This window comes from Pollutimonas thiosulfatoxidans, from assembly GCF_004022565.1.
Classification (GTDB): Bacteria; Pseudomonadota; Gammaproteobacteria; order Burkholderiales; family Burkholderiaceae_B; genus Pusillimonas_D; species Pusillimonas_D thiosulfatoxidans.
The window spans coordinates 1201107-1224815 of record NZ_CP022987.1; the positions used below are offsets into that span (position 1 = coordinate 1201107).

At 60.3% G+C, this 23709-nt stretch carries 28 protein-coding genes; 10 read left to right on the plus strand and 18 right to left on the minus strand.

Translation table 11 applies throughout. The features are described from left to right. Positions 1-75 precede the first annotated feature (75 nt). Positions 76-354: a hypothetical protein gene (locus CKA81_RS05815; RefSeq protein WP_128354445.1), complete on the plus strand. Its 279-nt coding sequence runs from the start codon at positions 76-78 to the stop codon at positions 352-354. Between the two features lie 4 nt (positions 355-358). Here CKA81_RS05815 and CKA81_RS05820 read toward each other — a convergent pair whose 3' ends face one another. The 3 genes from CKA81_RS05820 to CKA81_RS05830 are packed head-to-tail and all read right to left on the minus strand — an operon-like array spanning position 359 to position 2945. Continuing rightward, positions 359-505, minus strand: a complete 147-nt coding sequence (locus CKA81_RS05820) for a DUF2474 domain-containing protein (protein ID WP_128354446.1) — start codon at positions 503-505, stop codon at positions 359-361. Continuing rightward, positions 505-1512 carry a cytochrome d ubiquinol oxidase subunit II gene (gene cydB, locus CKA81_RS05825; protein WP_128354447.1) on the minus strand — a complete coding sequence of 336 codons (1008 nt, stop codon included), beginning with the start codon at positions 1510-1512 and terminating at the stop codon, positions 505-507. Before cydB ends, CKA81_RS05820 begins: the two co-directional genes overlap by 1 nt. A 5-nt stretch (positions 1513-1517) precedes the next feature. Then, entirely contained in the window at positions 1518-2945 is a 1428-nt protein-coding gene (locus tag CKA81_RS05830) for a cytochrome ubiquinol oxidase subunit I (protein WP_128354448.1), read from the minus strand. A gap of 161 nt (positions 2946-3106) precedes the next feature. On the opposite strand from CKA81_RS05830, the gene CKA81_RS05835 reads away from it, so the two are divergent. Continuing rightward, entirely contained in the window at positions 3107-3889 is a 783-nt protein-coding gene (locus CKA81_RS05835) for a PRC-barrel domain-containing protein (RefSeq protein WP_128354449.1), read from the plus strand. Here the strand turns inward: CKA81_RS05835 and CKA81_RS05840 are convergent. From CKA81_RS05840 to CKA81_RS05850, 3 genes are read right to left on the minus strand one after another with little or no spacing between them, the layout of a single operon-like run. Beyond that, positions 3886-5223, minus strand: coding sequence for an NAD(P)H-dependent oxidoreductase (locus CKA81_RS05840; protein WP_128354450.1), 1338 nt, complete (start codon positions 5221-5223; stop codon positions 3886-3888). The two genes, CKA81_RS05835 and CKA81_RS05840, sit on opposite strands and share 4 nt — an antisense overlap. Positions 5224-5226: 3 nt before the next feature. Next, positions 5227-5955 carry an RES family NAD+ phosphorylase gene (locus CKA81_RS05845; protein WP_128354451.1) on the minus strand — a complete coding sequence of 243 codons (729 nt, stop codon included), beginning with the start codon at positions 5953-5955 and terminating at the stop codon, positions 5227-5229. A 3-nt stretch (positions 5956-5958) separates the two neighbouring features. Further along, the gene (locus CKA81_RS05850) at positions 5959-6396 is read right to left on the minus strand and encodes an MbcA/ParS/Xre antitoxin family protein (protein ID WP_128354452.1); all 438 of its coding nucleotides are present in this window, start codon (positions 6394-6396) and stop codon (positions 5959-5961) included. A gap of 252 nt (positions 6397-6648) precedes the next feature. Here CKA81_RS05850 and CKA81_RS05855 point away from each other — a divergent pair, with 252 nt between their 5' ends. From CKA81_RS05855 to CKA81_RS05870, 4 genes are read left to right on the plus strand one after another with little or no spacing between them, the layout of a single operon-like run. After that, the gene (locus CKA81_RS05855) at positions 6649-7614 is read left to right on the plus strand and encodes a sulfate ABC transporter substrate-binding protein (RefSeq protein ID WP_237183418.1); all 966 of its coding nucleotides are present in this window, start codon (positions 6649-6651) and stop codon (positions 7612-7614) included. 3 nt (positions 7615-7617) lie between these two features. Further along, the gene (cysT, locus tag CKA81_RS05860) at positions 7618-8460 is read left to right on the plus strand and encodes a sulfate ABC transporter permease subunit CysT (RefSeq protein ID WP_128354454.1); all 843 of its coding nucleotides are present in this window, start codon (positions 7618-7620) and stop codon (positions 8458-8460) included. Positions 8461-8482: 22 nt separating this feature from the next. After that, the gene (gene cysW / locus CKA81_RS05865) at positions 8483-9331 is read left to right on the plus strand and encodes a sulfate ABC transporter permease subunit CysW (RefSeq protein ID WP_228255834.1); all 849 of its coding nucleotides are present in this window, start codon (positions 8483-8485) and stop codon (positions 9329-9331) included. A gap of 35 nt (positions 9332-9366) precedes the next feature. Beyond that, a complete protein-coding gene (locus CKA81_RS05870) occupies positions 9367-10434 on the plus strand; it encodes a sulfate/molybdate ABC transporter ATP-binding protein (protein WP_128354456.1) in 1068 nt (355 codons plus the stop codon). Between the two features lie 13 nt (positions 10435-10447). On the opposite strand, the gene CKA81_RS05875 is transcribed toward CKA81_RS05870, so the two are convergent. Continuing rightward, on the minus strand, positions 10448-11239 hold the full coding sequence (locus CKA81_RS05875) for a bestrophin-like domain (protein ID WP_164878352.1): 792 nt from the start codon (positions 11237-11239) through the stop codon (positions 10448-10450). Between the two features lie 93 nt (positions 11240-11332). On the opposite strand from CKA81_RS05875, the gene CKA81_RS05880 reads away from it, so the two are divergent. Both CKA81_RS05880 and CKA81_RS05885 read left to right on the plus strand, forming a co-directional pair. After that, complete coding sequence (locus CKA81_RS05880; protein WP_128354458.1) at positions 11333-12031, plus strand: glutathione S-transferase N-terminal domain-containing protein; 699 nt, start codon at positions 11333-11335, stop codon at positions 12029-12031. Next, positions 12028-12837: an RsiV family protein gene (locus tag CKA81_RS05885; protein WP_128354459.1), complete on the plus strand. Its 810-nt coding sequence runs from the start codon at positions 12028-12030 to the stop codon at positions 12835-12837. The genes CKA81_RS05880 and CKA81_RS05885 overlap by 4 nt, the downstream gene beginning before the upstream one ends. On the opposite strand, the gene CKA81_RS05890 is transcribed toward CKA81_RS05885, so the two are convergent. The 5 genes from CKA81_RS05890 to mltG form a co-directional block, all read right to left on the minus strand. Then, positions 12834-13625 (minus strand): ankyrin repeat domain-containing protein, encoded by a 792-nt coding sequence (locus CKA81_RS05890; protein ID WP_228255835.1) that lies wholly within the window; start codon positions 13623-13625, stop codon positions 12834-12836. The genes CKA81_RS05885 and CKA81_RS05890 overlap by 4 nt on opposite strands. A gap of 93 nt (positions 13626-13718) precedes the next feature. After that, on the minus strand, positions 13719-14489 hold the full coding sequence (locus CKA81_RS05895) for a TatD family hydrolase (protein WP_128354461.1): 771 nt from the start codon (positions 14487-14489) through the stop codon (positions 13719-13721). Between the two features lie 22 nt (positions 14490-14511). After that, the gene (holB, locus tag CKA81_RS05900; RefSeq protein ID WP_128354462.1) at positions 14512-15570 is read right to left on the minus strand and encodes a DNA polymerase III subunit delta'; all 1059 of its coding nucleotides are present in this window, start codon (positions 15568-15570) and stop codon (positions 14512-14514) included. Then, positions 15567-16223 carry a dTMP kinase gene (tmk, locus tag CKA81_RS05905; protein ID WP_128354463.1) on the minus strand — a complete coding sequence of 219 codons (657 nt, stop codon included), beginning with the start codon at positions 16221-16223 and terminating at the stop codon, positions 15567-15569. Before tmk ends, holB begins: the two co-directional genes overlap by 4 nt. Beyond that, positions 16223-17233 (minus strand): endolytic transglycosylase MltG, encoded by a 1011-nt coding sequence (gene mltG / locus CKA81_RS05910; RefSeq protein WP_128354464.1) that lies wholly within the window; start codon positions 17231-17233, stop codon positions 16223-16225. The genes tmk and mltG overlap by 1 nt, the downstream gene beginning before the upstream one ends. A gap of 144 nt (positions 17234-17377) precedes the next feature. Between mltG and ygfZ the strand changes: the two genes are divergently transcribed. After that, positions 17378-18352, plus strand: a complete 975-nt coding sequence (gene ygfZ / locus CKA81_RS05915; RefSeq protein WP_128354465.1) for a CAF17-like 4Fe-4S cluster assembly/insertion protein YgfZ — start codon at positions 17378-17380, stop codon at positions 18350-18352. Here ygfZ and mmsB read toward each other — a convergent pair. The 5 genes from mmsB to CKA81_RS05940 form a co-directional block, all read right to left on the minus strand. Next, positions 18349-19242 (minus strand): 3-hydroxyisobutyrate dehydrogenase, encoded by an 894-nt coding sequence (gene mmsB, locus CKA81_RS05920; protein WP_128354466.1) that lies wholly within the window; start codon positions 19240-19242, stop codon positions 18349-18351. The two genes, ygfZ and mmsB, sit on opposite strands and share 4 nt — an antisense overlap. 35 nt (positions 19243-19277) lie before the next feature. Beyond that, positions 19278-20417 carry an enoyl-CoA hydratase/isomerase family protein gene (locus CKA81_RS05925; protein ID WP_128354467.1) on the minus strand — a complete coding sequence of 380 codons (1140 nt, stop codon included), beginning with the start codon at positions 20415-20417 and terminating at the stop codon, positions 19278-19280. Beyond that, the gene (locus CKA81_RS05930; protein WP_128354468.1) at positions 20414-21568 is read right to left on the minus strand and encodes an acyl-CoA dehydrogenase family protein; all 1155 of its coding nucleotides are present in this window, start codon (positions 21566-21568) and stop codon (positions 20414-20416) included. The genes CKA81_RS05925 and CKA81_RS05930 overlap by 4 nt, the downstream gene beginning before the upstream one ends. Positions 21569-21696: 128 nt before the next feature. Next, the gene (locus CKA81_RS05935; RefSeq protein ID WP_128354469.1) at positions 21697-22050 is read right to left on the minus strand and encodes an RnfH family protein; all 354 of its coding nucleotides are present in this window, start codon (positions 22048-22050) and stop codon (positions 21697-21699) included. Continuing rightward, positions 22040-22474: a type II toxin-antitoxin system RatA family toxin gene (locus tag CKA81_RS05940; RefSeq protein ID WP_128354470.1), complete on the minus strand. Its 435-nt coding sequence runs from the start codon at positions 22472-22474 to the stop codon at positions 22040-22042. The genes CKA81_RS05935 and CKA81_RS05940 overlap by 11 nt, the downstream gene beginning before the upstream one ends. A gap of 55 nt (positions 22475-22529) precedes the next feature. Here CKA81_RS05940 and smpB point away from each other — a divergent pair, with 55 nt between their 5' ends. Continuing rightward, positions 22530-22994 (plus strand): SsrA-binding protein SmpB, encoded by a 465-nt coding sequence (gene smpB, locus CKA81_RS05945; protein WP_128354471.1) that lies wholly within the window; start codon positions 22530-22532, stop codon positions 22992-22994. Between the two features lie 6 nt (positions 22995-23000). Here the strand turns inward: smpB and CKA81_RS17280 are convergent, their stop codons facing one another. Continuing rightward, positions 23001-23684: a methylated-DNA--[protein]-cysteine S-methyltransferase gene (locus tag CKA81_RS17280; RefSeq protein ID WP_228255807.1), complete on the minus strand. Its 684-nt coding sequence runs from the start codon at positions 23682-23684 to the stop codon at positions 23001-23003. Positions 23685-23709 lie beyond the last annotated feature (25 nt).

Here is a 23709-nt window from a genome sequence, read left to right on the forward strand (position 1 = left end):
CGTAGGCCTCGCCTAGCCCGTATAATCGCGGCTTGGCGATATCGTGTGGCGCCCTGGAACCAACCCTGGACGCTCATGAAGAAAACAGATCTCGAGAAAAACAAAGCCCTCAAGCTGATGGAAAATCTGAGGAAAGGCGGTACGCCCAATCGCTTTGGCGCGGCATCCGGTGCCGGATTACCAGACCGCCGAGAGCAACGCCGGCTGGACAAGGCCGAAGGTCTGGTTTCTTTTCCGCTGAAGCTGAACGAAGACCTGATTGCCGCAATCCGTCAGCGCGCGCAGGACGAAGACACAGGCATCAATGAAGTCGTAGGCAACCTGTTGCGCCAGGCACTGGCAGCCGGCAAATAACAAGTCAGGCGGTCATGCCGACCGCATTCATGATCAGGCGCAACAAGTAGGCGAATAGCGCCAGGGCAGCGATGCTGGCTGCCCATATCGCCACCAACCATGCAATACGGCGCCACCATAGTGCACGCGCGGAAGGCGTATGTTGCTCCATCAGTGATAGCCCTCGCTGCTTACGACTTTTCCGCGGAACACGTAATAAGACCAGGCGGTATACATCAGGATCAGGGGAATGATCAGCAGCGCCCCCACCAGCGTGAACCCCTGACTCTCTGCGGGACCGGATGCATCCCAAATAGTGATGTCAGGCGGGATGATATTGGGCCACACGCTGATGCCCAGCCCGCTATAGCCCAGAAACAACAGCGCCAGCGTCAACAGAAACGGCCCCGCATGAGGATCCCGGTTCAAGGACCGCAGCAGGCACCAGGCCGCCACCACTACCAATATGGGCACCGGGGCAAAGAAGAAAATATTGGGTACGCTGAACCAGCGCTCGGCGATGGCGCTGTGCGTCAATGGCGTCCAGATGCTTAGCAGCACAATGACGCCAAGCAAAGCGAAGACCAGCGGCCGGGCCAATTGCCGCATGCGGTCATGCAGCGCCCCTTCGGTTTTAAAGATCAGCCACGTGCAACCCAATAAGGCGTATGCAACAAGCAGCCCCAAACCGGTGAAAATCGAGAATGGGGTGATCCAGTCCAGCGCCCCACCCGCGTAGCTGCGATTGACTACTGGCAGGCCGTGCATGTAAGCCCCCAGCGTAACGCCTTGGAAAAATGTGGCGATGACCGAACCACCGATAAAGGCCTTGTCCCACCAGTGCCGCCGGTGGTCCTGTGCCTTGAAGCGGAATTCGAAAGCCACGCCTCTGAAGATAAGCCCCAGCAGCATGAAAATCAAAGGCAGCATGAAGGCGCTAAGTACCACGGAATAAGCCAGTGGAAAGGCGGCCAGCAAGCCGGCGCCGCCCAATACCAGCCAGGTCTCGTTGCCGTCCCAGACTGGCGCGACCGTATTCATCATGATGTCTCTGTCCTCTTTGTCGGTGACCAGGCTAAAGAGCAAGCCTATGCCCAGGTCGAAGCCATCCATGATGACGTACATCAAGATGCCAAACAGAATGATGATCGCCCAGATCAATGCCAGATCGACGCCCATAGCGTTCACCTTTTATCGCGATTCAGTGGTTCTTCATGGCCGTCGCGCTGCTGCGGAGCCGCCGAGAACGGGCGTGCCGGCGTACGGGTCTCGCCCGGGCCGCCCGGCACGGGATCTTGCGTAGCCGGGCCCTTGCGTATCAGCCGCAAAATATAGACCGTACCGGCTCCGAACACGATGAAATAGATAATGACGAACAGCGCCAGCGTCAGCCCCAGTTCATAGGCACCGTGATCGCTGACGCCATCGGCAGTGCGCATCACGTTGTAGACGATCCAGGGCTGCCGCCCTATTTCGGTCGTCATCCATCCGGCCAACATCGCGACCAATCCCGATGGCCCCATGTACAGTATGCAACGCAGCAGCGGACGGGACTCGAACAGGCGTCCTCGCCATCTGGCCCAGGCTGCCCACAGGGCCAGGCCTATCATCAGGAAGCCCAGACCCACCATGATGCGGAAGGTCCAGAAAACCACCGTGGCGTTCGGCCGATCTTCGGGTGCGAAGGATTTCAATCCAGCAAACTGCCCGTCCCAGCTATGGGTCAGGATCAAGCTGCCCAACCGTGGCACTTCAAGCGCAAAGTGGTTTTTCTCTTCCTGCATGTCGGGCCAGCCGAAAAGAGTAAGGGGCACACCTTCGCCCGGCTTGTTCTCCCAGTGCCCTTCGATGGCTGCCAGCTTGGCAGGCTGGTGCTTAAGGGTATTCAAACCATGAAAGTCGCCTACCACTGCCTGGATGGGCGCGGTCACCAACAGCATCCACATGGCCATGGACAGCATTTTGCGAATGGCCGGCGTGTCGTTCTTGTGCAGCAGATGCCAGGCAGCGGACGCCCCGACAATCAGGGCGGTAACCAGGAAGGCCGCCAGGCCCATGTGCACCAGGCGATAGGGAAACGAAGGATTGAAGATGACGGCTATCCAGTCTACGGGCACCGCCTGGTTGTTCACTATCTCGTAGCCGGCAGGCGTCTGCATCCAGCTGTTGGACGCCAGGATCCATGTCGCCGACAGCAAGGTTCCCAGCGCGACCATGATCGTGGAAAAGAAATGCAGGCCCGGTCCCACGCGGGACCAGCCGAACAGCATCACACCCAGAAAGCCGGCTTCCAGGAAGAAGGCAGTAAGTACTTCATAGGCCAGTAGCGGCCCGGTGATGCCGCCGGCAAAGTCCGAGAAGTAGCTCCAGTTGGTTCCAAACTGGTACGCCATCACCAGGCCCGAGACCACGCCCATCGCAAAGTTGACCGCAAAGATTTTTATCCAGTAATGATAAAGATCGTAATAGTGTCGTTTGCCCGTCTTAAGCCAATAGGCTTCCAGCACCATCAGGTAACTGGCCAGGCCAATGGTGATGGAGGGAAAAATAATGTGGAATGCAATGGTGAACCCGAACTGGACTCTGGCCAACATCAGGGCGTCCAACTCCATGCGCGCTCCTTCCATCCGCGTTGACTGCGGCTTCCAGGGCAAGTGCTGTGCCGCGAAAGCAAGAGGCCAACAATGTAGCGTAAGAAAGCGGGTTGCGTAAATCCATTTCTGCGGGCATGACGCTTGCTGTATTGCTTATTCAATCTAACAGGAGAAAGCCTATGTTACGCAAAGCAAGCAGTCTGAAAGGCTACGCCATCCAGGCAACGGATGACGAACTGGGTAGCGTCAAGGAACTGTATTTCGACGATCGCCAGTGGGGCGTGCGCTACTTGGTGGTCGAGACTGGAGGATGGCTGTCCCAGCGTAGCGTATTGCTGTCCCCGTACTCCATCAAAGGCGTGGATGAGGCGCAAGAAACCGTGCATGTGTCGCTAACGCGCGAGCAGGTCAAGAACAGCCCCGACATCGATACGCACCAGCCGATTTCACGTCAACTGGAGACCCAGCTGTCCGACTATTACGGCTATGGCAATTACTGGAGCGGCCCTTATCTCTGGGGCGTTGGCGGCTATCCTGTCTACCCTTTACCCGAGGCGGGCGCCGTGCCGCCCCCACCAGGAGAAAGCCCGGAAGAACTGGCAGCCCGCGCCGCGGACAACCCGGAAGACGTGCACTTGCGCAGCAGCAAGGACGTTACCGGCTATCACATTGCCGGAACCGATGATGAGATAGGCCATGTGGAAGACTTCATCATCGATGACGAGGCTTGGGCGGTGCGCTATCTGTTGGTTGATACCCGCAATTGGTGGCCGGGCGGCAAGAAGGTATTACTTGCGACTCACTGGATAGAGCGCATCGAATGGAGCGACTCCACGGTGTGGACAACGCTGACCCGCGAGCAGATAAAGAATGGGCCGGAGTACGACGAGGACCAGCCGCTGGATCGCGATTACGAAACTCGCCTGCATCAATACTACGGCCGCAACACGTATTGGGACTAGCCCTGCCCCGTCTCCATTTCCCGGCGTAGCCGATAGGCCGGTGTGCTGGTGTCGATGGCCACGTCATCCCACACCACGCACTGGCCTTTGGCCACCGGCCGAACCAGCTTCACGCCGTGCGCAAGCCCTAGCGGCACGCCGCCCATCGCCGCAGATGTGCTCGCCGGCAGCAGTTTGCCCCACACGGTGTAGCCGCCTTCACCATCCAGCATTTCGCCGGCCTTCAGGTCGCGCTTGGCTGTCGCCACGACATCGGCGTTCCAGTTGACTGCCACCCCGGTCGGTTCGCCACGCAGCGCGACCGACGCCACCGACATACCGACTTCAAGCCCAATGAGATGCCAGCGCTTGTACAGCGTGAAGTATCTGCCGCTGGGGTCGGTATGGGCGTTGTATTCCTCAAAGCAATTCTTGATGTAATCGGTCTCGGCTTCGACCGTAACCCATACACCCATGCGGATGTCGTACGGAATGGGCCGGCCATCGGCCTCGAGCGAGGAGATGACTTCAACCATACCCTTGCGCTCGAGCACCCCGCCTTCGGATACCGGTCGCGTGACGAAGGGTATGTCTGCAATGCTGGCCGGCGGATACAGCAGTCCGTTGGAGGGCACACCCAGGCCTGTGGCGTTCGAGACCGCCGCACTTTCTATTGATGGCTTGGAGCCATCCAGGAAACTGTTGAACATCTTGGGGTTCAGGCCTCCGCGCTCGGCCTGTTCGGGCGACAATCCGTAATAGCCCCAGACAGTTTCGGGGGTAGATTCGGAAAAATGCGGCAGCCATTTGTGACCCCGGCCAGCGGCAACAACAGGAAATCCGCAAGTGCGCGCCCAATCGACCAGGTCGCAAATCAGCGCCGGCTGGTCTCCGAAAGCCAATGAGTAAATGACGCCGGCCTGGGCGGCCTTGCGGCCCAGCAAGGGTCCGCAAAAAGCATCGGCTTCGACAGTCACGTTGACCACATGCTTGCCCTGCTCGAAAGCCGCCAGGCAATGCTCAACCGCAGCGATGGGGTTGCCGGTGCACTCGACGATGATGTCGATTTCGGGCAGCTTGACCAAGGCCTGCCAATTGTCGGTAATCCAGGTGCCGCCGCTGCTTAGTGCCTCTTGGGCCGAATCGGCCTGCAACTGGCGTGCATCCCAGCCGACGCGGGCCAGGTTGGCACGCGCGGCATCGGGACTGAGGTCGGCAATGGCCACAAGGTGCATGCCGGGGGTGCGTGGTATTTGGGCCAAATACATGGACCCGAACTTGCCCGCACCTATCAGGGCTATGCGTATGGGTTTGCCGTCGGCCGCGCGTTGCTCAAGCTGCTTGTGTAGACTCATTGTTCATCCTGTTTGATTGCCCCGGCGGCTGGCACCACGGCTTTTCCTGGGTTTGATCTGTGCCACCTGGGGCTCGGGCTGACCCGACCAGGTGAATCGATATGCCTCGCCCCGGCGCACGTTATTGACCAGGGCGGGTCGAAAGCAAGCCAGGTTGGTACCGCCCTCAAGGCGGACACTTGGGTATACCACCCCCAGCGAACCGCTATCAAGCAATACTTCGGCAAGGCTTTGCGAGGCCACGTAGCTGCGCGGGTCCAGGCAAGACTTATAGCCCTGCAGTCCGCGAAGGTCGTGAAACGGTCCGCTGAAATCAGCCAGCATCAACTGATAGTCGACCTCGTCCTCGAAGTAGTCGATCTCGGCGTACTCGACCGTTTTGTGAAAAGCCACCTCGGCAATTGCGGTATCAAGCTCGAAGCCGCAATACCAGGCGCCGCGCTGGCCATTGTTGAACCGGCTACCCTCCGGGCGCGGGTAGGCATAGGCCGCATTGATGATGCGGAAGTTCGGTACCCCGAAAACCAGTTCATCGATGCCTATGCCGGGAAGCAAGCCGCGCTCGGCCGCCAGGCGACGGTTGGTTGCGTTATCCAGCAGGAACAAGTCGGCAAGCTGCTCGGGGCTGTCGGACAGCGGTGCCAGGACAGAATCTTCTTCGTCGACGAAACGCGAGGGCAGCAAACGGCAGGTATCGGTCTGGCGCAGCGCGGTCAGCGGCGGAATGCGCACGGGCTATACCCCGCCGCGCCGGGCGTCGAGCAACTGGCGTACCGTTTGCATGGCAAGCAGACCGCCCTCTTGCATATAGTCCAAGGGAGTACGGCCGCCGAATAGGCGGTGTCGATTGGGCATGCTGACCCACTGATCGGCCAGCTTGCGCCCGTAAAGAATATGCAGTGCCTTGTAGATGCCCAACAAGTACGAAATACGGGTGATGCGATCGACCTCGAGCACGCGCGCGGGTTTCTTTTTCCATTCGTACAGGGCGCTGCTGGATAGGCCACCCAGCAGTGCACAGGCTTGCTCGTCTCGTAGCTTCCAGGCATCGGCAAGCTTGAAGAAGCCCTTGATGGCGGAACCGGACAGTTGTTCGCGCGTGGACTTTTCGTTCAGGTCGACCACAACGGCGGGCTCGTAGCGGCTTAATGGGTAGGCGTAGGCAAGAGTCATGATGACACTCCTTTTCCGGCTATTTTACACTCCTTTTCTGGAACCAGTCCAGTGCATGCATTACCGGCCATATGGCCTTGTTTTGCCTTATAGCCTCCGCGCATAATGCGCCGCGCTTATAAACATTGACCAAACTAATCGTTCCGATTGCTTCGCGACGACCGTAGGCTAGCGACTTGTACATATCAAAAAACATAAAGGTTCAAGATGCCGCTACCCTCCTTGCTGGCGAAAGCCATCGTCGCCTCTGCCATGCTGCTCAGCTCGGCGTCCGCGGCAGAAATCAGCTTGCTGAACGTTTCCTACGATCCGACCCGCGAGCTATACCGGGAGTTCAACGAGGCCTTCACCGGGCACTGGAAGGCCAAAACAGGCGACACGGTCACCATACGCCAGTCTCATGGCGGCTCCGGCAAGCAGGCGCGCTCGGTCATCGACGGCCTGGGCGCGGATGTGGTGACGCTGGCTTTGGCCTCTGACATCGATGCCATCGCCGAACGGGGTGCCATTGATCCGGGCTGGCAAGGCCGCCTTGCCCACGGCAGCACGCCCTACACGTCGACGATTGTCTTTCTCGTGCGCAAGGGCAATCCCAAGAACATACACAACTGGGACGATCTGGTCCGACCCGGCATTTCGGTGATCACGCCCAACCCCAAGACGTCGGGTGGCGCACGCTGGAACTATCTGGCGGCATGGGGCTATGCGCTGACCCAACCTAACGGTAACGAAGCGCGGGCCAAGCAGTTCGTCACCCAGTTGTTCCAGCAGGTTCCGGTGCTGGATTCTGGCGCGCGCGGCTCGACGACCACTTTTGTGGAACGCGGCATCGGCGATGTGCTGCTGGCCTGGGAGAACGAAGCCATGCTGGCGATCAACGAGCTGGGACCCGATAAAGTGGAAATCGTCGCGCCTGCCGTCAGCATCCTGGCCCAGCCCCCGGTCGCCCTGGTGGACAAGACCGTGAATAAAAAGGGTACGCGAGAAGTGGCCCAGGCGTATCTGGACTTCCTGTATTCGGAGACCGGCCAGGACATCGCCGCCCGCAATTACTATCGCCCGATCTCCCCGGACGTCGCCGCTCGCCACGCGGCACAGTTCCGGGACATCGAGCTCTTTACCGTGGAAGAGGTTGCGGGCGGGTGGACCAAGGCGCAGAAGCAGCACTTCGGCGATGGCGGTATTTTTGATCAGATCTACCAACCAGCCGGTCGCTGATCCATGAGCATCACCATCAAGCATCCCCGGGTGATGCCCGGCCTGCGGCTGACATTGGGCTTTACGCTGTTCTATCTTGCGCTGATCGTATTGATTCCGCTGTCGGCCGTGTTTCTCAGAACCTTCACGCTGACATGGGCGGGATTCTGGGAAGTCGTCACCTCGCCGCGCGTCATGGCCTCGTACCGCCTGAGCTTTGGCGCCTCGCTACTGGCCGCTGCCATCAATGTGGTCTTCGGCAGTATCGTCGCCTGGGTGCTGGTGCGTTACCGATACAAGGGGTCCAGCGTGGTCGATGCCTTGGTAGACCTGCCCTTTGCCTTGCCCACCGCCGTGGCGGGCATCACGCTGACGGCGCTCTATTCGGGCAATGGCTGGCTGGGGCAGTACCTCGAGCCCTTGGGCATCAAGGTGGCCTTCGCTCCCTTGGGCGTGGTGGTGGCACTGACCTTCGTGGGCTTGCCCTTCGTCGTTCGCACGCTGCAGCCCGTGCTTGAAGAGCTGGAACACGAACTCGAGGAAGCCGCAGCAACGCTGGGCGCCACACGGCTGCAGATCTTCGCCCGCATTCTTTTTCCCACCCTGCTGCCCGCCTTGCTGACCGGCTTTGCCATGGCGTTTGCCCGTGCTGCCGGCGAGTACGGTTCGGTGATCTTCATCGCCGGGAATATGCCCATGGTGTCAGAGATCGCGCCCTTGCTTATCGTGACCAAGCTGGAGCAGTTCGATTACGCCGGCGCAACGGCGATTGCCGTCGTCATGCTGACGGTGTCCTTCGCCCTGCTGCTGACGATCAATCTATTGCAGGCCTGGTCGCGACACCGCAACGATCCAGCCCGGACATGACATGAGTTTGCTGAATCCTGCAATGGACCACGCTGCCACGCTAGCCGGCGCCACCCCGCGCGTACCGGCTGCCACGCTGGAGCCGCCATGGGTCCGACACCTGCTGATGCTGACCGCCTTCGCTTTCCTGGCGCTCTTTCTGTTTATCCCCCTGCTGGCTGTTTTTGCGGAGGCATTCAAGAAAGGTTGGGAACCCTACGTCGCGGCCATCATAGAGCCGGACGCCCTCGCCGCCATCCGACTTACGCTTATCGCCGCAGCCATCGCCGTGCCGCTCAATCTGGTCTTCGGTGTCAGTGCGGCCTGGTGCCTGACCAAGTTCGACTTTCGCGGCAAGAACATACTGATCACCTTGATCGACCTGCCCTTCTCCGTCTCGCCTGTTATATCCGGCCTGATCTACGTGCTGATCTTTGGCGCGCACGGCTGGTTCGGCAACTGGCTGTATGAGCACGACATCAAGATACTTTTTGCCGTACCCGGCATCGTGCTGGCCACCGTATTCGTCACGTTTCCCTTTGTGGCCCGCGAACTCATACCGCTGATGCAATCGCAAGGCAACGAGGAAGAGGAAGCGGCCTTGGTGTTGGGCGCCTCCGGCTGGCAGACCTTCTACCGGATCACGCTGCCCAATATCAAGTGGGGCTTGCTGTACGGAGTCATTCTTTGCAATGCCCGCGCCATGGGCGAGTTCGGTGCCGTATCGGTCGTGTCCGGCCATATCAGGGGCCTGACCAATACGATGCCGCTGCACGTGGAGATCCTCTACAACGAATATAACTTCTCCGCCGCTTTTGCCGTCGCCTCGCTGCTTGCGATGCTGGCCCTGGTGACCTTGGCGCTGAAGTCATGGATAGAACGCCACCACTGAGGCGACATCGCCATCAACTGCCAGGGAGCCCAGGCATGAGCATAGAAGTTCGTAGTATTAGCAAGCAGTTCGGCAACCATACCGCCCTGGACAATGTGTCACTGACTTTTCCGGACGGCAAGCTGACCGCCCTACTGGGCCCATCGGGTTGCGGCAAGACCACCTTGCTGCGCATCATCGCCGGTCTGGAACACCCGGACAGCGGCGACGTGTATTTGGGTGGCGAGAATGCGCTGGCCCATCATGTACGTGATCGCCAGGTCGGCTTTGTGTTCCAGCACTATGCCTTGTTCCGGCACATGAGCGTGTTCGAAAACATCGCCTTCGGCTTGCGCGTCCGGCCCCGCAAGGAACGTCTGTCCAACGAGGCCATCCGCAAGCGAGTGATACGCCTGCTTGAACTGGTGCAACTGGACTGGCTGGCCGACCGCAGGCCGACGGCACTGTCCGGCGGACAGCGCCAACGCATCGCTCTGGCCCGTGCGCTGGCGATCGAGCCGCGGGTGTTGCTGCTGGATGAGCCTTTCGGTGCCCTGGATGCCACGGTACGAAAGGAACTGCGGCAATGGCTGCGGCGGCTGCACGAGGAAATACGGGTTACCAGCCTATTCGTCACGCATGATCAGGATGAGGCGCTGGAGGTGGCCGACGAGGTTGTCATCATGAATCGCGGCAGCGTACACCAGACCGGTGCTCCCGCCGAAGTCTATGCGCGGCCCGCAACGCCCTTTGTTTACGGCTTCCTGGGCAACGTCAATTTGTTCCGCGGACGAGTGCAGGACGGTGTGCTGCAAACGGGTTCTTGCCGGGTGGGCGTGCCCGGGCACCTGGGCAATGGCGGCTCGGACGATATCGCCTATGTTCGACCTCAAGACATCCAGCTGGAGCGCTATACACCCGGCACCGACGGCATCGTCGTGGAGCTCGAGCGCAGCCACGCCATCGGTCCGGTGGCCCAGTTGGTGCTCAGACGGCGTGATACGCAAGAGACAATAGAGGTCGTGATGGCGACCGAGCGTTTTGGTGAACTGCAATTGAAGGCCCGGGAAACCCTGGTGGCGCGCCCCACACGGGTTCATATTTTCCCGGCCGGACAGGCTTGAGTGAGGCAAGAGCTTAGTAATTGGCCCGGATAATCACATGCTTCAAGGCAATGGGCTCAATTATGGTTCGCCCCGTAAACGGACGATCATAAGCTGACATCAGATACAGCGTTACGCCAAAACCCAAAGAGAATAGCGTCAGTGAAATGACCAGGGGACGCCGGAAGTTCAGGTGCAGCTCCGAAATGACGCAGGCCGAGACGAACAGCAGCACAAAAACAGCCAGCCATTTAGGCAGGCGTATACGCGTCTCGGCCACCCGGAGCCTGTCATCACGGGCCAGCTCGACACGCGTCATGTATTTGCGCAGCTCCTGACCGGCGATGGATTCTCCGAATGAGTCTGCGTGGGCCTCCAGGCGTACGGCCGCCACCATCAGGTTTTCGAGCGTCTGCTCTGTGTTGTTGCTGAACTGCCCCTTGCTCATCAAGGCCCATTCCTCCTCCACGGTATACCTGACATAGTCCTTGAGCAATTGCTTGATGGGTTCGGCATCGGGTGGCTGCAGATGCTTGGTGACGCGGATGGCATCGGAGATGGCGGTGGCTTCCTGTTCGACTGCGATCCGGCCGCGCTCGTCGTTGTGCCAGACGTCTGCCGCAACAAAGGCTATCACCATGCCGGTAGGAAGCAATATGCCAGAGAGCATCGTATTGACGATGGCGGTGCCGCGCGGGTTGGGAAAGCACTTCCTGGTAAGAGCCATGGTCAGTGCCGACACCCCGCTCAGGATGCCGGTGCCGATCAGGCACAAGAAAAACAACTGCAGGTTGCTCAAGTAAAACAGGTGCTCGTAAAGCGTCATTGCTTTCTCCGTGAACGCGAGCGCGCAAGCGCTCACACTAACGGAAGCTGCCTGGATGGTAAAGTACAAACAAGCACTGAAGTGAGGAACTGCATGATCGATCTGTATTACTGGACCACCCCCAACGGCCACAAGATAACCATGTTTCTTGAAGAGGCCGGCTTGCCTTATACGATCCATCCCATCGATATCGGCAAAGGCGATCAATTCCAGCCCGACTTCCTGCGCATCTCGCCCAACAACCGCATTCCGGCCATCGTCGACCACGCCCCTGCGGACGGTGGCGACCCGATCTCGGTGTTTGAATCGGGTGCCATCTTGCTTTATTTGGCCGACAAAACCGGCCGCTACATTCCCCACACCTTGCGGGAACGCAACGAGGTGTTGCAATGGCTGTTCTGGCAAATGGGCGGCCTGGGGCCAATGGCGGGGCAAAATCATCACTTCAATGCCTATGCGCCCGAGCGCGTCCCGTATGCCATTGATCGCTATGTGCGCGAAACAGCACGCCTGTACGGGGTGTTGAACAAGCAGCTTGCTGACAGGGAATTCATAGGCGGCGACTACTCCATTGCCGATATGGCTTGCTATCCGTGGGTCGTGCCTCACGAGCGCCAAGGCCAGAACCTGGCCGAATTTCCCGCCTTGCAACGTTGGTTTGAGGCCATCGCGGCGCGCCCCGCTACGATCCGGGCCTACGAGCAAGCGGCACGCATCAATACCCGCCCATCGGTATCCGACGAAGAGTCGCGCCGTATATTATTCGGCCAGGATGCCCGGACCATAAAATGATTACTCACCGCCCCGCCTTTTTGCCCCTGCGCATAGCCGCGATGCTTAGCGTGTGTGCAGCGCTTGCCGCCTGCGCAAGCGGCCCGTCGTCAGATATCTCCTTGATACCGACCCAGACGGCCGAACAAACCAGCAAGGACGGGCTGTTTACCCAGCCTGTCAAATGGGAACGCAGCAAACCCGGCTGCCAAGGCGATTGCCCGCAACTGAAGGTCGATTCGCTGGTCTTTCCCGGGGTGCCACGGCTGACCGAACTGATCGACCATGCCTTGGCGGTCATGACTGGCGTCGGCAACAGCGGCCCAGCGCCCTACACGACCATCGCCGAATACGAAGCGTATTTCTGGCAGACGGCGGCGCCGCGTGATGAAACCGTTATGGCGGCCAAGACGCGCTACCGCAACCGCCATATCACTGTGATCGAGCTCGATACCTGGCAGTATCTCACTGGCGCCGCCCATGGCATATCGGCAACCCAGTTCCTCAACTGGGACAACGACCAGGGCAAAGTTTTAGGGCTGGCCGATGTGCTCGAACCGGGGCAGACCGACGCTTATGTGGCCGCCCTGAAACAAGTGCACAGCCAGTGGCTAGCCGCCAATCCGGACGCCCAGCGCGATCCGGATACCTACAATCGTATCTGGCCCTTCCAGCCCAGCACGAACTTCGGTTTTACGGACAACGGCCTGGTCGTCAAGTACGACTCTTACCTGATTGCGCCCTACGCGGCCGGCCAGCCAGAGCTTGTTATTCCTTACACCGCGCTGCGGGGCGTATTGCGGCCGGCCTACCTGCCGCAACCTTAAGGTTCGGATGGTTCGTTAAAGCGATCCAGGTCAAAATACCGCGAGGTGCCGTGCTCTTGCCCGGACTGCGGGTCGGATTTTTTGGCGGGCGCAGCAACCGCGTCCACATCGTCCAGGTTGATGATGGCCTGGGCGGCATCATCTCCGGACTGCCGCTGCGCCGCCCGCCTTGCCAAGACCTTGCTGGTCAGCACGTCCAACTGCTTGGCCAAGGCGGTATTGCCTTTCTCTCGCGCCCAGTCTGCCGCATCGAGTTGCTGCAGATTGACCATCGTGGCGTCCGCGCCATGAGCAAGCAAATAACGCACGACCGCCTCGTTGCCATCGTAAGCTGCCATCATCAGCGCGGTGGTTCCATCCGGCCCCGGTGCATTGACCATCGCCTTGTTGGCGATCAGCATCTTTACGGTATCCAGATGGCCCTTGGAGGCCGCATATTGCAGTGGCGTCCAGCCCAGCCGGTTCACCTGCGCGCCTCTTTTGATCAGGGCCTGCGCCCGCTGCGTCTGGCCCACCACCGCCAAATACATCAAGGGTGTTTCGCCATTGGCGTTAACGATTTCGATCTTAGTCTTAGGATGCGCCGCCAGCACATCGTAGACGGTCCAGGCGTTATCGCGAACCGCCTGCATAATGGCCGGCTGCCCTTTGTCACTGAGTGCATTGGGGTCTGCACCTCGCGCCAGCATGCTACGTACACTTTCAGCCCGGTCATTGGCGATATGCACCCACCAGTCGCTGGGGTTTGCCGCGAGCGCCGCCATACCCCACATCAGGCCAAAGACCATCACCACCAAGAATCTCCATTTCAGAAATTCGAAGTGAGAAAGATGAGTTAAAGCTTTACTTTTAATATTTAACATTAAATAATCTGCTTTAATTTAGCGAGGTATCTTATTGAATAGCTTGAAGAAGTTATCCGTTGACTGCATACCGATTTCTTCCGCACTGACACCGCGCAACTCGGCAATTTTCTCCGCAACGTGCATGACCTTCGACGGATCGTTCAGTTTACCGCGGTGAGGCACGGGCGCCAGATACGGAGAATCTGTCTCGATCAGCAACCGATCCAAGGGCAGTCTGCGCGCCAGTTCCTGCAAGTCTTGTGCCTTCTTGAAAGTCACAATACCCGAGAGCGAGATAAAGAAATTCAGATCCATCGCCGCCCGGGCGACCTCCCAGGACTCGGTAAAGCAGTGCATGACCCCGCCAATCTCGTCCGCGCCCTCTTCTTTCATGATGCGCAAGGTGTCTGCGCTGGCGGCGCGAGTGTGGATGATCAGCGGCAGGCTGCTCTTGCGGCTGGCCCGAATATGAATGCGGAAACGCTCACGCTGCCATTCCAGTGGCTCGGCCAGGCGGAAATAGTCCAGGCCCGTCTCGCCTATCGCGACAACCTTGGGAGAGCGGGACAGTTCCACCAATTGCTCTACGGTGGGCTCAACGGTGTCTTCGTAGTCGGGATGCACGCCCACGGAGGCATATAGCTGGTCCTGGCCTTGCACCAGATCGTGCAAGCGCGGCCAATCGGGCAGGTTCACGCTGACGACCAGGGCGTGACTGACACGGTTTTCGGCCATGCGCGCCAGTACATCGGGCAATTGCTGCGCCAGCTCGGGAAAATCAAGATGGCAATGAGAATCTACATACATGGACTAGGACTCCGGTCGGTATTCAGTGTGGCGCTTGCGCGCACGCGAGCGCGACTCGCTGCAGCACGCTATGCACCAGCAGTTTTGCATTCAAGGGGTGGCCCGCAATGGCACGTTGCTGTGACAGCCACTTGGCCGTATCGGACAAACTGACGGGGGAAGACTGGTGCGCCACTTTACCGAGCGGCCCTGCAAGTTCGGGAAAATAACGCAGGGGCGCGCCGGCCGCTGCCAGAGACAAGTCGACCAGCAGGCGTTGCAAGCCATCTATCCAGTCCTGCGGGGCTTGCTTCTCGAGCAAGTCGGCAGTCGGCCCGACGTCGAAGCTTGCGCCTGCCGACAAGGACCTTAGAAAATCACCCAGCCACGCGGGGCACGGTTCGCCGCCCGCCTGTGCCAGTGCACGCGCCAGCACCGGGGCACCGCCGGCGGCTGCGAGCCATGCATCGGCTCGCTGAACGCCTTCGCCGGCCAGCCAGGACAAGCTGGTCTGGCTGTCTGGCACGGATAGCGGCAAACGCCGGCAACGTGAGACCAGCGTGGGCAAGAGGCGGTCGGGCGCATCGGCAACCAGTAAAAAAACCGTATGCTCGGGGGGCTCTTCCAGTACTTTCAGCAAGGCATTGGCCGAGATGGCATTCATGGCTGCGGCGGGGTAAATAACCGCCACACGCCACCCCCCGCGATGGGTGGCGGTGTTGAACCAGCCGCCCAGGCTGCGCAATTGCTCTACGCGTATATCACGGGATGGCGCTTTTTTAGCCGTCCCGCCACCGGCTTCGGCATCGTCGTCCGAGCTTGCCGTTGCCCCTTCTTCCAAAGCCAGCGCTTCCGGACGTATGCGGCGCAGGTCGGGATGGCTGCCGGCATCCAGCCACAGACAGGCGGCACAATGACCACAGGCCAACTGGTCTATGGGCGATTCACACAGCAGGCTGGCTGCTGCGGCCATGGCGAATTGCCGTTTTCCGATGCCGGGCAAGCCGTGTAGCAGCCAGGCGTGCGCAAAACGCTCACGCTGGCCCAGCCACGCCCGAGCCGGCTCGACTTGCCAGGGCAGAAAAGAAACGAGATCGCTCATGACGCGGCCACCGCAGCAGGTCCGTCTCGGTGGCGGCGCAGCAAGGCGTCAATATCTTCGCACAAGCCTTCGCGAATCCGCGCTATGGGCAAGGTGGAGTCAACAATAAGAATGCGTTCTGGATGCTGCGCGACCCTATCGTGATAAGCCTGTCGGGTGCGCTCGAAGAAGGCCGCCCCTTCCTGCTCGAAACGGTCCAGATCGCGAGTGCGCGCCAGGCGTTCACGCGCCACCTCCAGCGGCACATCAAACAGCCAACTGCGGTCGGGCTGCAGGTCCGCATGCACCCAATGCTCCAAAGCGGCAACGGCTGTGGCGCCCAATTGCCGCCCTCCACCCTGGTAAGCGTAGGTGGCATCCGTAAAGCGGTCGCAGACCACCCACTTGCCCGCCGCCAGCGCCGGCTTGATGACGGTTTCCACATGCTCGCAACGCGCCGCGAACATCAGCAAGGTTTCGGACTTCAGGTGCATGGGACGATGCAGCAGCAGCTCACGCAAAGCTTCGCCCAGCGCTGTGCCGCCCGGCTCGCGCGTGGCGATCACGGACAGGCCTCGCTGGCCAAGCTGATCGACCAGCCATTCAATATGGGTGCTTTTACCGGCGCCGTCCAGGCCTTCCAGCGTGATGAAACAGCCGCGCTGCACGTCCATTAACTGCCCCGTCCCAGTATATATTTGGCTACCGCGCGATTGTGGGCTGCGAGGTTATTGGAAAATTCGCTGGTGCCATCGCCCCGCGATACGAAATACAGATGTTTGTGCTGATCGGGATGCAATACCGCCAGCAGCGCCGCGCGCCCGGCGCTGGCAATGGGCGTCGGCGGCAGCCCACCGCGCGTATACGTGTTCCACGGAGTATCGCGGGTCAGGTCCTTGCGTCGAATGCGGCCCTGGTAGGCGTCTCCCATGCCGTAGATGACGGTGGGATCCGTCTGCAAAGGCATGCCGATGCGCAGGCGATTGACGAATACGCCGGCAACCTTGCCGCGGTCGGCACTATGGCCGGTTTCCTTCTCGACAATCGATGCCAGGATAAGCGCCTCGTAAGGTGTCTTCAAGGGCACCTCGGGCGCCCTCTGGGCCCACATTTCATTCAATATGGTCATTTGTGCATGGTAGGCGCGACGCAAGATGTCGAAGTCGCTGGTGCCGGGCACAAAAACGTAAGTGTCGGGGTAAAACAGCCCTTCTGGGCTGGACCACTCGGCGCCGAGCCGCTCCAGCAACTGGGCGTCGCTGGTTTCGCCCAGCGTCTGGCGCACATTCGGGGCCTCGCGCAGCGCCATGCGTATGCGCTGGTAGCTCCAGCCTTCGACCAGGGTCAGGCGGGTCTGCGTCATGTCGCCATTGGCCATGCGATCAAGCAGAATGCGCGGCGTATCGCCCTGCTGGGCTTCGTACGCGCCGGCTTGCAACTGCTTATCCCGCCCGGTGAGGCGCGCCAGCAGCACGAAACCATCTTCGTTGATATGGATGCCCGCCTTGGCCATGGCACGGGCAATTCCCCGAGGGCCGCTACCGGGCTCCACCACATAGTCGATCCGGTCGGCGTCCAGCGTCACGGGGTTGGAAGTCCAATACCATGCGGCACCACTGACAGCAGTGGCGATCAGCGCCATGGCAAGCAGCAAATATAGGAAGATTGATCTGATTTTCTTCATCTTGCAAAGTGTAGCCCAGCAACCCCAGGCCACCGGGCCCTGATACGCAGCGGGCGGCCCGCGTCCGGTCATCACAACAGGTTACCGCGAAGCCCGTTATCATAAACGCTGCCGTAGTCCCTGTCTTTCTTTGTGAGTTGTCTTATGAGTTCTGCCGCCTACCCGTACATGCCTTTGACTGATCTTGCCGTAATCGATATTACCGGCGCGGATGCGGCCGCCTTCCTGCACGGCCAGCTTACCCACGATGTAACCGGCCTGGCTTCAGGCCAGGCAAGACTGTCCGGCTATTGCACCGCCAAGGGGCGGCTATTGGCCACCCTGGTGTTCTGGCACGACAACAGCGGTGGGGAACCGCGCATACGTGCCCTGGTGCCGGACGATGTCGCCGACGCGCTCATCAAGCGCTTGTCGATGTTTGTGCTACGCGCCAAGGTAAGCCTGCAGCGCTCTGCCGCTGCAGTAGGCGGCGCCATGGTCGGGGCCGGGAACGCCGCGCCGGAAGGTACGCTGGCCGACGAGGCAGCCGCCCTTCCTGCCAGCCCGGCGCCATGGGCAACAGCCAACACGCCTTCAGCCACCTGGATAGCCGCGCCCACCTCGCCAGGCGCTGCCGCGCGCTGGTGGGTGGTGGTGGAAGAACCCGACCTGCTGTCACCCTTTGCCTCTTGCAATGCAGACGACTGGCGTGTACAGGATATTTCTGCCGGGCTTCCCTGGATACGCAATGCCACGCAAGACCTCTTCATTCCTCAGACCCTCAACCTCGACCTGATCGACGGCTTGAGCTTCACCAAAGGGTGTTACCCGGGTCAGGAAGTAGTGGCGCGCAGCCATTATCGAGGCGTCGTCAAACGTCGTACCGCGTATGGCACGGTTGCCCAGCCCGGTGATCTGGCCACCGACCAACTGGTTGGAACCGACACTTACGATGCCAGGCAACCCGATAACCCTTGTGGCCGCATCATCAACGCAGCGCAAGCGTCGAACGGCGCCGTGCACGTGCTGATGGAAGTACAACTGGCCGACCTGGGCCAGGCTGATTTCCGGGCGGAAGGCCCCCAGGGGCCGGCCATCTCGGTTCAGCCCCTGCCTTACGAAATCGTCGTAGAGCGCTAAACCTGTTTGGCCTGGTACAACTTCAGTATGCTGGAGAAGTCCAGGCCACCATGCCCTTGGGCGCTGTGTAGCGAATACAGATTGCGCGCCAATTCGCCCAGCGGCACCGAAGCGCGCGCGTGCAACGCCGACTCGGCCGCCAAACCCAGATCCTTCAGCATCAGGTCAACACCAAAGCCGCCTGCGTACTGCTTGGAAGCTGGCGCATGATCCATGACACCAGGCCATGGGTTGTAGAGCTCGGTCGCCCAGTTGCGGCCCGAACTCTTGGCAATGATGTCGGACAACACCTTGGGGTCCAGCCCGTTGGCCGCGCCCAGCGCCAGCGCCTCGGAAGTGCCCGCCATCAGTATGCCCAACAGCATGTTGTTGCAGATCTTGGCAACCTGGCCGGCTCCGGCGCCGCCGGCATGGAAAATATTCTTGCCCATCTTTTCCAGATAGCCACGCGCCGCTTCCAGGTCGGCCGGCTCGCCGCCGACGATAAAAGTCAGCGTGCCGGCCACCGCGCCGCCAGTGCCGCCAGACACTGGGGCATCGATCATGCGCACGCCTTTGTCACGCGCAGCCTGTGCCACCTTGCGCGCGGACTCCGGCGCGATCGTGCTGCATTCCAGCACCAGCGTTCCGGACGCGATATGTTGCAGCAGACCGCTGTCGCCCAGGTATAGGCCCTCCACATGTTTGCTTGCCGGCAGCATGGAGATCACGACATCAACATCTTTAACGGCTTCAAGGGCGGAAGCCGCCGCCTGGGCGCCGGCCTGGGTCAATGTCTGGACGGCGGCCGGCACCAGGTCGAAGACCCGTAGTTCGTGCCCTGCCTTGAGCAGGTTTTGCGCCATGGGGCTGCCCATGTTTCCCAGACCGATAAATGCAATGCGGCTCATGCTAGTCTCCGTTTATTGTTTGATGAATACGATGCTCAGTGCCGGCCCAGGTCGGCCAGCGGATGTTCGGTGCCGACGGGCCAGGGTTGCTCAAAGAAGCGTTGCACCCACGCCTCGGTGGCGTCTTCCAGTCGGGCCGGGTTCCACCGGGGCTGCTTGTCTTTGTCGATAATAAGGGCCCTGATGCCTTCCTGCAGGTCGCCTTGTGCGCCACATTGCAAAGAAACAATGTATTCCTCGCGGAATACATCGGCGAGCGATAGCAGTCGGACGCGCTGCAGCAGCGTGTAGCTAAGCCGGGCCGAGCCGGGCGAGCCAGCGTTAAAGTTACGCGCGGCGCGCTGCAACCATGGATCCGGATGCTGGGCCATGGCCGCTATATTGGCGCAGATCGCATCGAAGTCGCGCCCATCGCAGCTAAGGCGGATAAAGGCTAGCTGCTGCTGCAAGGGCCCCTCTGGAATCGCTTCCGGCCCCTGCATTTCAAGCAGCAATGCGCGTAGCGCGATATGGTCTTCGTTGCGCCGGCCTTGCCATGAGACAGCTAATACGCCTTTCATCAGCGCGTCCCATTGCTCAGCCTTGAGGGCGTAGTCGGCCAGGCCCAGATGCAGGCAGTCGCCAGCGCCCAACTGTGCGCCGGTCAGCGCCAGGAACAAGCCTATGCCCCCGGGCAGTCGCGCCAGCATCCAGGTACCGCCGACATCGGGAAACAGGCCGATGGAGATCTCGGGCATGGCAAAACGCGTGGTATCGGTAACGACCCGATGGCTGGCGCCCATCATGAGGCCCACGCCGCCTCCCATGATGACACCGCTGCCCCAGCACAATATCGGCTTGGCGTAGGTATGAATCTGGTAGTCCAGCCGATATTCCACATCGAAGAACTCGCGGGCGTGCAGATTGCCCCAAGGATCGCGGCTGGTGTTGTCGACCATGCCCTGATACATGTCCTGCAAGTCGCCACCGGCACAGAACGACCTTTCGCCAGCACCGTGCAGCACGACCACAGCGATCTGGTCGTCCTGTTCCCACTGCTCCAGCCGGTCGGCCAGCAAACGGCACATTTCCAGCGACAGCCCATTCAAGGCTCCCGGCTTATTCAGCGTGGCAACGCCCACCTTCTTGCCGCCGGCCGATGCCAACTCGCTAAACAACACAGGTGCAACAGTCATCGGATGTCCGCTCCTTTTTCCAGCAATTGCCGCGCGACGATCACGCGCATGATTTCGTTGGTGCCTTCCAGTATTTGGTGCACCCGCGTATCGCGCACCAGTCGTTCCAGCGGGTAATCTTTCAGGTAGCCATAGCCGCCATGAATCTGCTGGCCATCCAGGCAGGCCTGAAAACATAGATCCGTGGCCAGACGCTTGGCCATGGCGCAGTACGAGGCCGCCTGCGGGTCGCCCTCGTCCAGCTTGGACGCGGCAAGCCGTACCATTTGGCGCGAGGCAATAATATGGGTCAGCATGTCGACCAGCTTGAACTGCAAGGCCTGAAAGCCAGCCAGTGTCTGGCCGAACTGCTTGCGCTCGGTCATGTAGCGCCGCGCGGCATCGTAGGCGCCCTGGGCCGCGCCCACCGAGCAGGTGGCGATATTGATGCGTCCGCCATCCAGGCCCTTCATGGCAAAGGTGAAGCCTTGCCCTTCCTCGCCCAGGAGGTTCTCTGCGGGAATTTCGACATTATCGAAGGTGATGGGGCGGGTGGACTGGCTGTTCCAGCCCATTTTTTCTTCCTTGCGGCCATAGGTGATGCCGGGCGCATCGGCCGGCACGACAAAGGCGGAAATGCCTTTGGCACCGGCCGCGCCAGTGCGCGCCATGACGACCAGGACATCAGTGTCGCCCGCGCCGGAAATGAAAGCCTTGGCACCATTCAATACATAGGCGCTGCCGCGCTTCTCTGCACGCGTGCTTAACGAGGCAGCATCCGAGCCGGAGCCGGGCTCGGTCAGGCAATAGGAGGCCAGCTTCTCACCGCTGACCAGCGCAGGGCCCCACTGCTGGCGTACCGCTGCACTACCCCAGCAACCTATCATCCAGGTTGCCATATTGTGTATGGTCAGGAATGCTGTGGTGGACGGGTCGTACACCGCCATCTCTTCAAAGACCAGCGTCGCATCCAGGCGAGGCAGCCCCAGGCCGCCTATGTCCTCGGGCGCGTAGATGGCGCAGAAGCCCATTTGGCCGGCACGGGCAAAGGCCTCGCGCGGGAATATGGCTTCGGCATCCCAACGGGCTGCGTTGGGCTCGAGTTCGCCGATGGCGAAGTCCCGCGCGGCCTGGGCAAATGCTTGTTGCTCTTCGCTAAGGCGAAAATCCATGCTCTTGTCTCCTTCGATGGCAACCTTGATCGCTGCGGCGTGATCGCTGCGCGGGTGGTTGTCTGTGCACGATGGCACACCATAGCGCGTTACGAACTATTCTTTTGTCGCACACGCGACAATCCTGATCAAGCCGGCGCGTCACTCCGTGGTTTCTTGCGCTGCCTGGGCGCGTTGCGCGGTTTGGTCATGAAGGCCTGCCTGTGCGCCGCGCGCCGACGACGCGATTCCATGGGGTCAAAGTCCAAAGGACGGTAAATTTCCACCCTGTCACCCTGCGCGAGCTCGCGGTCCTGCGAGCACTCCTGGCCGTAGATCCCGACACGCAGCGCCGGTATGGGGCGGTCGGGAAACTGTTGCGCATAACCGCTGGCCAGCAAGGCCTGATAGACCGTGGCACCGGGATGCAACTGCAGATCCGCCCGCCATACGTCTGAGGGCAGTGCAAACACCACCTGCACGGACAGGGTTTCAGTCACCATAGACGGCCAGCGCGCGCTGGGTAAACGAGTCGATGAAACTGGTGGCGATGCGATTGAAGATAGGGCCCACGACCGCCTCCAGCGTACGGCTGGAAAAGGCATACTCCATGGTATAGACGACCTTGCAGGCTTCCTCGGACAGCTCCTGGAATTGCCAGGTGCCGGTCAGCGTGGAGAACGGCCCATCCACCAGATGGAAGGTAATCAGCGACGGATAATCGTGCTCGTTGCGCGTCGTGAAATTTTGCTTGATGCCGGCAATGCTGATGGTAATGGTGGCTTCCATGCCATGCTCGTCATGCCGGTGTACCTTCGTGCCGCCACACCAAGGCATGAACTCGGGATAGCTGCCAACATCGGCGACGAGGTCGAACATCTGGGCGCGGGTGTGGGGGACGAGAACTGAGCGCTGAACTTTATGCATCGAAAGTGGTTCGGATAGAATGTATTGATTTTACAGTCTACAAGACTATTGATTCATGAGCATTGTCGAGAATCGGAAAGCCACCCACGATTACTTCATCGAAGACCGCTACGAAGCGGGCCTCGTGCTGGAGGGTTGGGAGGTCAAAGCCATACGCGCCGGGCATGTGCAGTTGAAGGAAAGCTACGTTATCGTGCGCGACGGCGAAATCTGGATCATCAACATGCATATCAGCCCGCTGCCGACGGCCTCTACACACATCCATCCCAATGCCACCCGTACCCGCAAGCTGCTGCTGAAGGCCGAAGAGATCAGCAAGCTGATCGGCAAGGTCGAGCAGCGCGGCTACACCATGGTGCCGTTAAACCTGCATTACAAGAAAGGCCGCATCAAGCTGGACTTCGGCCTGGGACGCGGCAAGAAGCTGCACGACAAGCGTGATACGGCCCGCGACAAGGACTGGGAACGGGAAAAAGAACGTGTCATGAAGCACGACACCCGCAACAAGGCCAAGGACTGACGCCACCTAACCCAACAGCAAGCCTTCCCGTTGCAACAGGGCGTACTTGCGCTCCAGGCCGCCGGTATAGCCGTTAAGACGGCCGCTGCTGGAAAGCACGCGGTGGCAAGGCACCATGATGGTAATCGGGTTGCGCCCTACCGCCGTACCCACAGGACGGCCATGCCCGGCACCCAGGCCGGCTGCTGCAGCGACATCCGCGTACGAGACGATTTGACCGTAAGGAATGGCCAGCAGCGCTTGCCAGACCTTCTTCTGAAATGCAGTGCCTTCCAAGGCTAATGGAACGGTAAATTGACGTCGCTCGCCCTGGAAATACTCGGCCAGCTCGTCGTGCGCCAATTGGAGCACCCGGCGTGCCGATGCAGGGGTATCGTCTTGCATAAAAACCAAGGGTCCCAGGCTAAGTGCGCGATTCGCATCGTGACTAGCCACAGCGGGTTGATGCAAGTCTTCGGGAGCGAAAAGCTCGCCCCCTGCGGCTTCGCGCCGGCGCACGCGTACGCCTTTCAGGGGGATGCCGCCCATCATGCCCTCGGTAGGATCACTGTCGCGCGATGTCGGCTTGGGCAGGCCAGCCAACGGCGGACTATCCTTCTGACCCACAAAGTAGAGTCCGTTCAAATGTGTCGCGTCGGCACAGAGCAGAATCTGCCCCAGCGACGACGCCATCTGGGCATGAAACGTCATGATGGTAGCCTGGTGCCAGCCCCGC

Bases quoted from the DNA above. Each gene is read 5' to 3' on its own strand.
- smpB (WP_128354471.1), top strand. From the start codon at position 22,530: ATGAGCATTGTCGAGAATCGGAAAGCCACCCACGATTACTTCATCGAA.
- mmsB (WP_128354466.1), bottom strand. From the start codon at position 19,242: ATGAGCCGCATTGCATTTATCGGTCTGGGAAACATGGGCAGCCCCATG.
- cysW (WP_228255834.1), top strand. From the start codon at position 8,483: ATGGACCACGCTGCCACGCTAGCCGGCGCCACCCCGCGCGTACCGGCT.
- CKA81_RS05890 (WP_228255835.1), bottom strand. From the start codon at position 13,625: ATGGTCTTTGGCCTGATGTGGGGTATGGCGGCGCTCGCGGCAAACCCC.
- CKA81_RS05820 (WP_128354446.1), bottom strand. From the start codon at position 505: ATGGAGCAACATACGCCTTCCGCGCGTGCACTATGGTGGCGCCGTATT.
- CKA81_RS05925 (WP_128354467.1), bottom strand. From the start codon at position 20,417: ATGACTGTTGCACCTGTGTTGTTTAGCGAGTTGGCATCGGCCGGCGGC.
- CKA81_RS05815 (WP_128354445.1), top strand. From the start codon at position 76: ATGAAGAAAACAGATCTCGAGAAAAACAAAGCCCTCAAGCTGATGGAA.
- CKA81_RS05855 (WP_237183418.1), top strand. From the start codon at position 6,649: ATGCTGCTCAGCTCGGCGTCCGCGGCAGAAATCAGCTTGCTGAACGTT.
- CKA81_RS05930 (WP_128354468.1), bottom strand. From the start codon at position 21,568: ATGGATTTTCGCCTTAGCGAAGAGCAACAAGCATTTGCCCAGGCCGCG.
- CKA81_RS05940 (WP_128354470.1), bottom strand. From the start codon at position 22,474: ATGCATAAAGTTCAGCGCTCAGTTCTCGTCCCCCACACCCGCGCCCAG.
- CKA81_RS05880 (WP_128354458.1), top strand. From the start codon at position 11,333: ATGATCGATCTGTATTACTGGACCACCCCCAACGGCCACAAGATAACC.
- CKA81_RS05830 (WP_128354448.1), bottom strand. From the start codon at position 2,945: ATGGAGTTGGACGCCCTGATGTTGGCCAGAGTCCAGTTCGGGTTCACC.
- CKA81_RS05835 (WP_128354449.1), top strand. From the start codon at position 3,107: ATGTTACGCAAAGCAAGCAGTCTGAAAGGCTACGCCATCCAGGCAACG.
- CKA81_RS17280 (WP_228255807.1), bottom strand. From the start codon at position 23,684: ATGACGTTTCATGCCCAGATGGCGTCGTCGCTGGGGCAGATTCTGCTC.
- cysT (WP_128354454.1), top strand. From the start codon at position 7,618: ATGAGCATCACCATCAAGCATCCCCGGGTGATGCCCGGCCTGCGGCTG.
- tmk (WP_128354463.1), bottom strand. From the start codon at position 16,223: ATGGACGTGCAGCGCGGCTGTTTCATCACGCTGGAAGGCCTGGACGGC.
- CKA81_RS05885 (WP_128354459.1), top strand. From the start codon at position 12,028: ATGATTACTCACCGCCCCGCCTTTTTGCCCCTGCGCATAGCCGCGATG.
- CKA81_RS05870 (WP_128354456.1), top strand. From the start codon at position 9,367: ATGAGCATAGAAGTTCGTAGTATTAGCAAGCAGTTCGGCAACCATACC.
- cydB (WP_128354447.1), bottom strand. From the start codon at position 1,512: ATGGGCGTCGATCTGGCATTGATCTGGGCGATCATCATTCTGTTTGGC.
- CKA81_RS05850 (WP_128354452.1), bottom strand. From the start codon at position 6,396: ATGACTCTTGCCTACGCCTACCCATTAAGCCGCTACGAGCCCGCCGTT.
- CKA81_RS05875 (WP_164878352.1), bottom strand. From the start codon at position 11,239: ATGACGCTTTACGAGCACCTGTTTTACTTGAGCAACCTGCAGTTGTTT.
- ygfZ (WP_128354465.1), top strand. From the start codon at position 17,378: ATGAGTTCTGCCGCCTACCCGTACATGCCTTTGACTGATCTTGCCGTA.
- holB (WP_128354462.1), bottom strand. From the start codon at position 15,570: ATGAGCGATCTCGTTTCTTTTCTGCCCTGGCAAGTCGAGCCGGCTCGG.
- mltG (WP_128354464.1), bottom strand. From the start codon at position 17,233: ATGAAGAAAATCAGATCAATCTTCCTATATTTGCTGCTTGCCATGGCG.
- CKA81_RS05895 (WP_128354461.1), bottom strand. From the start codon at position 14,489: ATGTATGTAGATTCTCATTGCCATCTTGATTTTCCCGAGCTGGCGCAG.
- CKA81_RS05935 (WP_128354469.1), bottom strand. From the start codon at position 22,050: ATGGTGACTGAAACCCTGTCCGTGCAGGTGGTGTTTGCACTGCCCTCA.
- CKA81_RS05840 (WP_128354450.1), bottom strand. From the start codon at position 5,223: ATGAGTCTACACAAGCAGCTTGAGCAACGCGCGGCCGACGGCAAACCC.